Here is an 8,180-nt window from a genome sequence, read left to right on the forward strand (position 1 = left end):
CGGCCTCGCGGGTCTGGGCGACCAGGTCCTGGGCGCGCTGGTAGCCGCTGATGGCGTCCCTGATGCTCGCCGAGGCCAGTTTCCCGAGGCGGATGGCGTCGGCCATCCTGTCCGACGCGGCCTGTGGGGAGGGGTTCCCCGGTTGGTTCGGGACCTCGGTCATGGGGAAGGCGATGATGTCGTGGCCGCCCCGGCCGTCCCCGCCCGTTCCGGGGCCCCTGCCCCCGCCTCTGGAGCCGTCCCTGTCGCCCGGCCGGCGGTCGTCGCTGCTGCCGCTCCGGTCGCCGCCGTCGCCCTCGGAGGAGGTCCTCCCCGGAGTCCCGGTCGCCGGGATCCTCTCCAGGAGGTTCCGGACGCTCGTGATGCGTTTCCGGGCGCTGTCGGCGATGTTCCCGGCGTCGTCCCGGGCCTCTCGGGCGGTCTCCGCGGCCTCGGCGGCGCGCTCGGAGGCGGCCTCCGCCTTCTGGGCGGCCTCCTGCGCTTCCTGGTGCGCGCGACGGGCGGTGGCGTCGGCGCGGTCGGCGGCCTCCACGGTCGCGTCGGCGGTGTCCCGGACCTCCTGGGCGGTCTCCAGCGCCTCCTCGGCCCGCGTGGCGGCATCGGCGGCCTCCCGCCCGGTGGTCTCCGCCCTGGTGCGCAGGGCCTTTGCCTGCTGGGCCAGCTGCTCCGCTTCCTCGGTGGTCCTGGCCGTGGTCCGCACCGCGTCGCGTGTGGTCTGCCGGGCCTGCCGGGCCCGCTCCCGTGCGTCCTCCGTGGCCCGGCGAGCGGTGTCCTGCCGGGTGTCCGTCGTCCCTCGGGCGTCGGTACCGTCCGATGTCGTCTGCCCGCCGGGGGAGGGCTGGGGGGTGTTCACCGCAGCCCGGACCGCGCGGTCCGCGGCGGCGCGGGCCGCGCGGGCGTGGTCATCGGCCTGCTCGGCCTTATCGGTGGCGTCCTTCGCGCGGGTGCTCACCTCGGCGGCCTCGTCCGCGGCCTCCCGGGCCTTCTCGGCCGCACCAGCAGCGCGGCGGGCCTCCTCCCCGGCCTTCTGCGCGTCCTGGGCGGCCCGGTCAGCGCTGTCCCAGTGGGTGGACGCGCTGGTGTGGAGCCCCTCGGCCCAGGTCCGCAGGGCTTCGGCGTCCGCGGCCACCTGGTCGGCTTTCGCCTTCGCGGTGTCGGCTTTCGCCTTCGCCGCGTCTGCGTCGGTCCGTGCCTTCTCCGCCGCCTGCTGGGCGGTGTCGGCGCGATCGGCGATCCCCTCCAGCTCGGAGATCAGGCTGTCGGCCTCCTCGCGCGCCTCCCGCACGGCCCTGTCCCGGGCGTCCTGGGCGGCCCGGCCCCCGTCGGCGGACCGGTCCTGCCCGGACAGGCCCTCCACGGCGGTGCTGAGCGCCCGGTACCGCGGCGGGGTCGCGTCGAGGTCCGTTCCGATCTTGGCGACGGTGTCCTCGTGCCCGTCGGCGGTCTCGTGGACCTCGGTCGCGGCGGTGTTCGCGTCCTCCGCCTCGGAGGTGGCCGTCCTGACCCTCTCGACGAAGGCACCGCGATCGGGCTCGGGCATCGTCCGAGTGGCGTTTTTCCGGGTGACGGTGATGTCGTTGCCGGCGGCGGTGGCGTCGTCGTGCGCGGTGTCCGCCGCCGTCCGTGCGTCACGTGCCTGCCGTTCGGCCCCCGGTGAGGCGGTGCCGTCGGTCCCGGCGGCGGGTGCTCCGCCGTCGGAGCCCGTGAGGAGGCGGGTGCCGTTCCCCAGCTCGGTCGTGCCGTGCTCCAGGGCGGTGGAGAGGTCGTTCGCGGCCTCGCGTGCGTCCCGGGCCGCCTGGACCGCGGTGTCCGCTGCGTCGGAGGCGCGCTGGACCCGCGCGTCCACGGTGTCCGTGTCCTGGACGGGGGTGTCGGGCTCCGCGGCGACGAGGTTCAGTTCATCCCTGAAGCGGTCGGCCAGAGCATGGCTCGGTCCCGTGGGCGCGGGTGCCGGGTCCGGAGGCGGGGCCCCGGTGGTGGTCTGTTGGGGTGCGCTGGTGGTCGTGGCGGCGCCATCGGTGTTGCCGCTGTTCGTGCCGGTGGTCGAGGTGCTGTTGACGGGGGCCGGTGCGAGGGTCGTCGTCCCTCCGCTCGTGTCACCGCCCGACGTACGCTCGGGGGGAACGGTGCCGCCAGCGCTCCCCGGCCCGGTGCTCCCCAGGACGGCGCGCGTGTCGTTCAGGGTCTCGACCAGGGCTTTGGTCTTCTCGTTGAAGGTTTTCAGGGCGTCTTTGTAATTTTCCTCCTGGTTTTCGTAGGCCGTCCGGGCGCTCTCGTTGTCCGGCTTGTCGGCGTACCTCTCGGCCAGGCCCTCCAGCGGGGCCCGGGTGTCGGCGTACTCGGCCTCCGCCTTGCTGAACTCCTCCTGCGCCTTGCGGATGCTGTCCTTGGCGGGGGCCAGGTCCTTGGCCTGGTCCGGCGTGAGGAAGCCCATCGCGATCGCGTCGGCCTCCGAGTACCACTTGGCCATCCGGATCGTGGTCTGGTCCATGATCCAGCGGGTGGGCCGGCGGTGGAGCGGGGTCGGCGCGAGGCTCGGGTCGTTCTGGTGGAAGGCGGCGGGCGCCGCGAGCTTGCTGCCCGCGGCGACCGCCCAGGTGACGTCGTGCTCCACGAGGTAGAAGGGACCCTGGCGGAGCTGGTCGGACTCCTGGTAGCCCTTGACGGCCTGGTCGGAGCTCGACTGGGCCCCATGGGACGAGCCGGCGTTCACGGCCGCCGAACCGGTGTGGATGCCCTCGTGGCGGTCGTAGGCGGGGCTCTCGGTGGTGATCCCGGCGGGGCGGAACCCGCCCCCGAAGCCCTGGCCCCCGCCGTGGGACTCGCCGGAGGTGTTCGTCCGGGGCCGGGCATGGGAGTCGCTGAGCTGGCCGTCCGGTCGCACGTCCAGGAACTTCGCTCCGTGGCTGCTCGGCAGGGACTTGACGCCCCACTGGGTGTGGTTGCCCTGCAGGGTCCTGCCGATCGCCCCGGGGAGTTCGATGTCCTTGAAACTCACCCCGTCGGGGTTGAGCGACGACGGGTCCATCGCCTTGATGGCCTCGTCGCTGAGGCTGGCGTCGATCTCGTTGTAGACCGGGTCCAGGTCGTAGAGGCGGGCGAGGTGGGCCCGCGCCGCGTTCGCCGTGGCCTCGACCGACTGCCCCTCGGGCGGCTTCCAGTCGACGGACTGCGCGATGACGATGTTGGCCAGGTCGCGCAGCCCCTGTCCGTAGTCCTGCACCATGGTCGTCAGTGCGAGGGCGGAGCCGTTGCCGGGAAGCGGGCCCGCGTCAGGGGTCAGCGTGCGCAGCGCGTCGACCAGGGAGGCGAAGTTGAGGGCCACGGTCCGCCGAGTCGGGCCGGTTCCCGTTTGGGTGCTTGTGGTGTCGCCGCTTTCCGGGGCCGGAGCCGTGTTCCGGTTGGCGGGAGCGGTTCCCGTGGAGCCGGTGCCGTCCGTGGACGTGGTGACGGTGGGGGCCGGCGGAGGCGACAGCGTCTCGGCTCCGGTCTCCTGCGTGCCGCCTTCCGGGGTGTGCGTCGCCGGGGAGTCGAAGGTCATGTACGAGAGCGGGTACAGCGTGTCGACCCGCCCGCTGACAGCGCTGACCTCGTAGGTCGATTTCGGCTCGTTGCCGTTCTCCCCGCCCTGGGGTTTGCCGAACCGGAGTTCGAGTTCGAGGGTCGTGTTCGTGCTGACCTTCGCGTACGGGGTTTTCAGGTGCAGTTCGACGGTGCGGGAGTCGTCCTGGGACTGTCCGGAGGAGCGCCCGTCGTTGCTGGAGGCGGAGACCTCCCCGGCAGGGGTGGTGAACAGGGCGCGGTGCCCCGGTTGTTCGGTCGGGCCCAGGTCGTCCTGGGGAAAGGGCGGAGGTATCAGCAGTGCGCCGTCGGAGCTCACCGTCCTCTTGGTCTCGTCGCTCTGCGAGTGCGCGTCGGCCGCCTTCACCGTGTGCGACTCGATGTAGTAGCCGGCGTAGTCGACGTGCGAGATCTCGGTGCTGTCCGGGTCCCTGACCAGTTTCACGTAGAGCTGCCCCGTGGAGCTCAGACGCTGGAACCGCGGTTTCGAGTCCGGAGTGGGCTCCGGCCCCAGCGAGCGGACCTTGACCGGCAGCGGGGCGCGGGGGTCCGGGTTGTGGGACAGGTGCGTGGTCAGCTGCTTCAGCAGGGCCTCCCGGCCGTCGCCGAGCGTCAGTTCCAGCCCGTTCGAGGCGAGGTCGTTCACCAGCTCCTGGATGGCGGCCCCAGGGTCGGCGTGGTGGGTCTGCCTGCCGTTGTTCTCGAACCCCGGGCGCACCCGCGCGTTCGCGGGCTTCTCCGGGTTGTCGTGGGTGCTCAGGTCCACTCTGTCGCCGTTGCGGGTCGCCCGGTCCCGGACCATCTCTTCTTCTTGGGCGTCGCGGGAGTGCACGAAGCCCTGGGCCAGATTCGTGTCCGAGCGGGTCCATCCCTCGAACGTGGTCTTCCAGTCCAGGGTCGGGCCGATGCTCCAGTTCTTCTGGAACTCGGTGAGGAGGGTGAGGTCGCCGGAGGAGTGGAAGACGTACGCCTTGGTGTTGTCCGGGATGAACAGCACCGACGACGAGAACGTGGTCGACTGGGCGTGCGAGGTGCTGTGGGAGAAGAACGAGCGGGAGAAGGAGGTTCCGAACACCGGGATCGGTTTGACGGCCTCGTTCGGCAGGGAGTCGTCGGAGCCGGGCGGGTTCGGGTTGCGGGTCCCGCTCCCGCCGAACTTGATTCCGAGGTCCGCTGTCCGGGAGGAGGTGGCGGACAGGAACGACTCGCTCCCGGCGCCGTACCGCATCTGGGCTTCGACGGAGCGGAAGCCGTTGACGTCGTTGAGGTCGACCCTGACGATGTCGGTCATCCGGACTTTGTGCGGTGACCAGAGGCGGCTGCTCATCTCGTAGCGGGACCGGGAGCCGGACCGGCTGAACGTGCTCCTGTCCGCGGCGAGCACCTCCGACGACAGGGACTGCTCGATCCGCTGACCGTTCCCGGGCGCCCGGGAGAGGAAGGACACGCCCTTGCGCGCGAAGCCGTTGTCGTGGAGGGTCCGGTACAGCTGATCCAGCACCCCGGAAGTCCGGTCCCCGGTGCTGACATGGGTGCTGATGTGCCCGTAGACGGCACCGGCGTGGGGGAGCGCCTGGGCGCGGAGCTGTCCCAGGGTCGGCGGCGGGTTCTGCGGCCGGTCGTTCGGGGAGTCGTTCCCGTCCCGCTGGCCTCCGGGGGGAGCGGTATCCGGCGTCGTGCCGGTGGCGGTGTTCGTGGCGCCGCCGGGAGGAGGCGGCGAAGTGAGGGCGGCGGGCTGGTCGGTGCCCGTGACAGCGGTGGTGCCCGCAGGAGGCGCGGTGTGCCTCAGGGTGACTGCCTTCTTCACCTCCTCGGTCGGGAGTTTTCGCCAACCGGGGTCCGTGCCGGTGTCCGTCCGTGTGGGGTCCGAGGCCGGCGGGGACGTCTTGGGGGTGAGGAGGACCATCTGCGTGTCCATCCCCTTCTCCAGGAGCGCTGTCCCGTGTTCGTGCTGGGACTTGCCGTCGCCGGTCATTCCGAGGTCGTCGTTCTCGAACAGCCGTGCGGTGAAGCGGGTGCGGGACGTCCACACGTCGGAGTCCCCGGTGAACAGGACCGTGTTCTCGATGCTGCGGGAGAGGCCCTGGGCGAATTCCCTGCCGAAGCCCAGGGAGGTGAACAGCGAGACCATCGGGTTCCCCAGCGTCCCGGGGACGCCGCGTGCGTCGCCGTTGGCGTCGTCGCGCACGCTGCCGCCGACGGTCACGGTCACCGAGTGGCTGAGGTTCGTCCCCTTCGTGACGGTGGTGCCGGACGAGCCCCCGATCCGGACACCGCCACTGCGGGAAGTCTCGAACTGGTGTTCAAATTTTCCGTATTCGCCGTAGATGCGCAGGGTCACGTGGCCGGGGCGCAGGCCCCTGTCCGCGCGGACCGTCTTCAAGTCGATCACGGCGGTTTCCTCGAGGCGGACCGGGATGCCGTCGTGGGGCAGGTCGAACTTGCTGCTCTTGAGACTGGACTCGGAGAGCGCGGCCCAGACCTTGTCGGTGTTCGCCTGCGCCACGTTCACGTCGCGCTTTCCGAGCCAGCGCTCGCGGTAGGTGCGGACCGCGTCAGACTCCATGTTTTTGGGGCGGAGGGCGTAGTTCTTCGTGGTCCGCGTCAGATCCGGGATGACCATTCCGGGGTGCTTGTCGGCGATGGCCCTGAGCACTTCGTGCGCCATGGCGTCGTAGAACGAGCTCTCCGGTGAGTCGAACGTCTTGGTGGTGCCGTCGGTGCCGTCGTTCCCGGTGGTGTCCGTCGTGTCCGTGGTTCCGGCGTTGTCCGCCGGAGCGGGTGGGGAGGCCTGGCCGAACCCGAGCACGGTGGTCCCGAACAGGTTCGTGGGGTGGTCCACGTCGAGGTGCGGGAACGGGGGCCGGGGCCTGGTCGAGGGCTGGGCCTTGGGGAGTTCACCGTTGAGCAGGCGGGCGTCCTCGACGGTGAGCAGTTCGACGGAGTCGCCCTCGAAGCGGTGCGGCCGCGGCTCGCCCTCGATGTGGACGTAGAAGTCGCGTTTCACGTCGTAGGCCGCGTGGCCGGAGGGGGCGCGCACGATATCGCTGACCGTCGCCGAGGTGTTCTGGACGATCCCCGTGCTCTTCTTGAGCGCCACCGAGTACTCCACGGCGGGAGCTTCGAGCCGGATGCTCTTGCCGTCCGGCAGTTCGATCCAGATGCCGAAACCGGTGCCGATCGAACCGGACACCGTGTTGGAGTGCTGCACGTTGGAGGAGGTGCTCTTGACCTTGGTGTTGCTGTGCACGAAGTCGACCAGATCGGGGGAGAAGTCCTTGCGGTCGTACCGGGTCGACACCGACCACATCTGCATGCGCCGGGAAGGGCTCCCGGGGATGTCGATCCGGATGTGCGCGGAACCGTTGGCTATCTGCGGCAGGTACTGCTGCACCTGGTCGTTGGAGAAGACGGCCTCGATCTGTGCGCGGTGATCGTCGTTGCCCCGGTTCCCCTTGGGCTGGGGGAGGAGGTGGTCGGCCAGCCAGGCACCGAGGCTGTTCTGCCGCTGTCGGCCGCCGCCTCCCGTCGTCGCGGTGCCGGTACTGTCACCGCGGTCGCCGGAGGTGGTGGTCCCACCGGTTCCGCTGTCGGATGCCGGTGTGACCGGGGAGAAGCGGGTGATCTCCAGCGGGTGGCCGACACCGATGAACGGGCGGTTCACCGGCTTGTGGTGCCCGTTCGCATCCGGCGTTCCGTTGTCGGGCGTGATCTGCCGGGGACCGTCGGAGGAGACCGCCTCGCCCGGCAGGTTCATGATCAGCCCGTCGTACGCGGTCCCCTCCCGCACGCGCGGGGCGGTGAGGCCGGGCCCGGTGACGGACGCCTTCATACGCAGGTCGCTGACGTAGACGTTCGGGGTGCCGAGCAGTTCGATGCCGGTACTGGAATTGGCGCTGATCGCGGCCGATCCGCCGGTGCTCCGGAGCTGGAGGCCGCCGCGTGTGCCGATGGAGAAGATCGGCCCCGCGTCGCTGCCGCTGACGTTGGCCAGGTAGATGGGGCTTCCCGTGAACTTCGCGCCGACGGTCCCGCCCCCGTCCTGGGAACCGGCCTCGCTGGAGGACACCCCGGGTCCGGCGCTGTGGAGCCTCAGGTGCGTGGAGTCCCCGCCGCTCAGGGACTCGGTCTTGAAGTGGTAGAAATCGCCGTCGAGGGAGCGCAGGTCGATGTCGGCGCTCCACGTCTGCCCGTCGTGGGTGGTGCTGACGGTGTGCCCGCCCTCGCGCAGGAAGGGGCGCGGCCCCTCCTTCGTGAGGATGGCGGCCACGCCGTCCAGGATCGCCCGCCGTACGGCGGCGGGCATGTCAGGCGTGCCGGCCAGGACGTCGTCGACGAACCCGTGCAGGTGCTCGGCGAAGAGCATGTTCGGACCGAGGAGGTTGGACGTGGTCAGGTAGCCCAGGTCGAACGCCTTGTCACGGTCCGGGGTGAAGGCGCCGGTGTAGGTGGGGGCCGAGGGCTGCTGCGGCGGGGATCCCTCCGGCGGTGCGCCCTCCGGAGGGGTCTCCTCCTGGTGGACGGGGGAGTCGGTGTTGAGGGTGCCGAGGGGGACGTCCCTGCTGGTCCCGCCGAGGGGGACGGGTCCGGGGTCGCGGCTCGACTTGCCGGTGGTCTCC

At 71.1% G+C, this 8,180-nt stretch carries 1 protein-coding gene; it reads right to left on the bottom strand.

The features are described 5' to 3' along the window. Nucleotides 1–8,180, bottom strand: an 8,180-nt coding sequence (locus ACFQBR_RS33340; RefSeq protein ID WP_378554972.1) for a hypothetical protein, incomplete at both ends; no start/stop codon positions are given.

It is taken from the genome of Nocardiopsis tropica, assembly GCF_042660575.1.
Taxonomy (GTDB): domain Bacteria; phylum Actinomycetota; class Actinomycetes; order Streptosporangiales; family Streptosporangiaceae; genus Nocardiopsis; species Nocardiopsis tropica.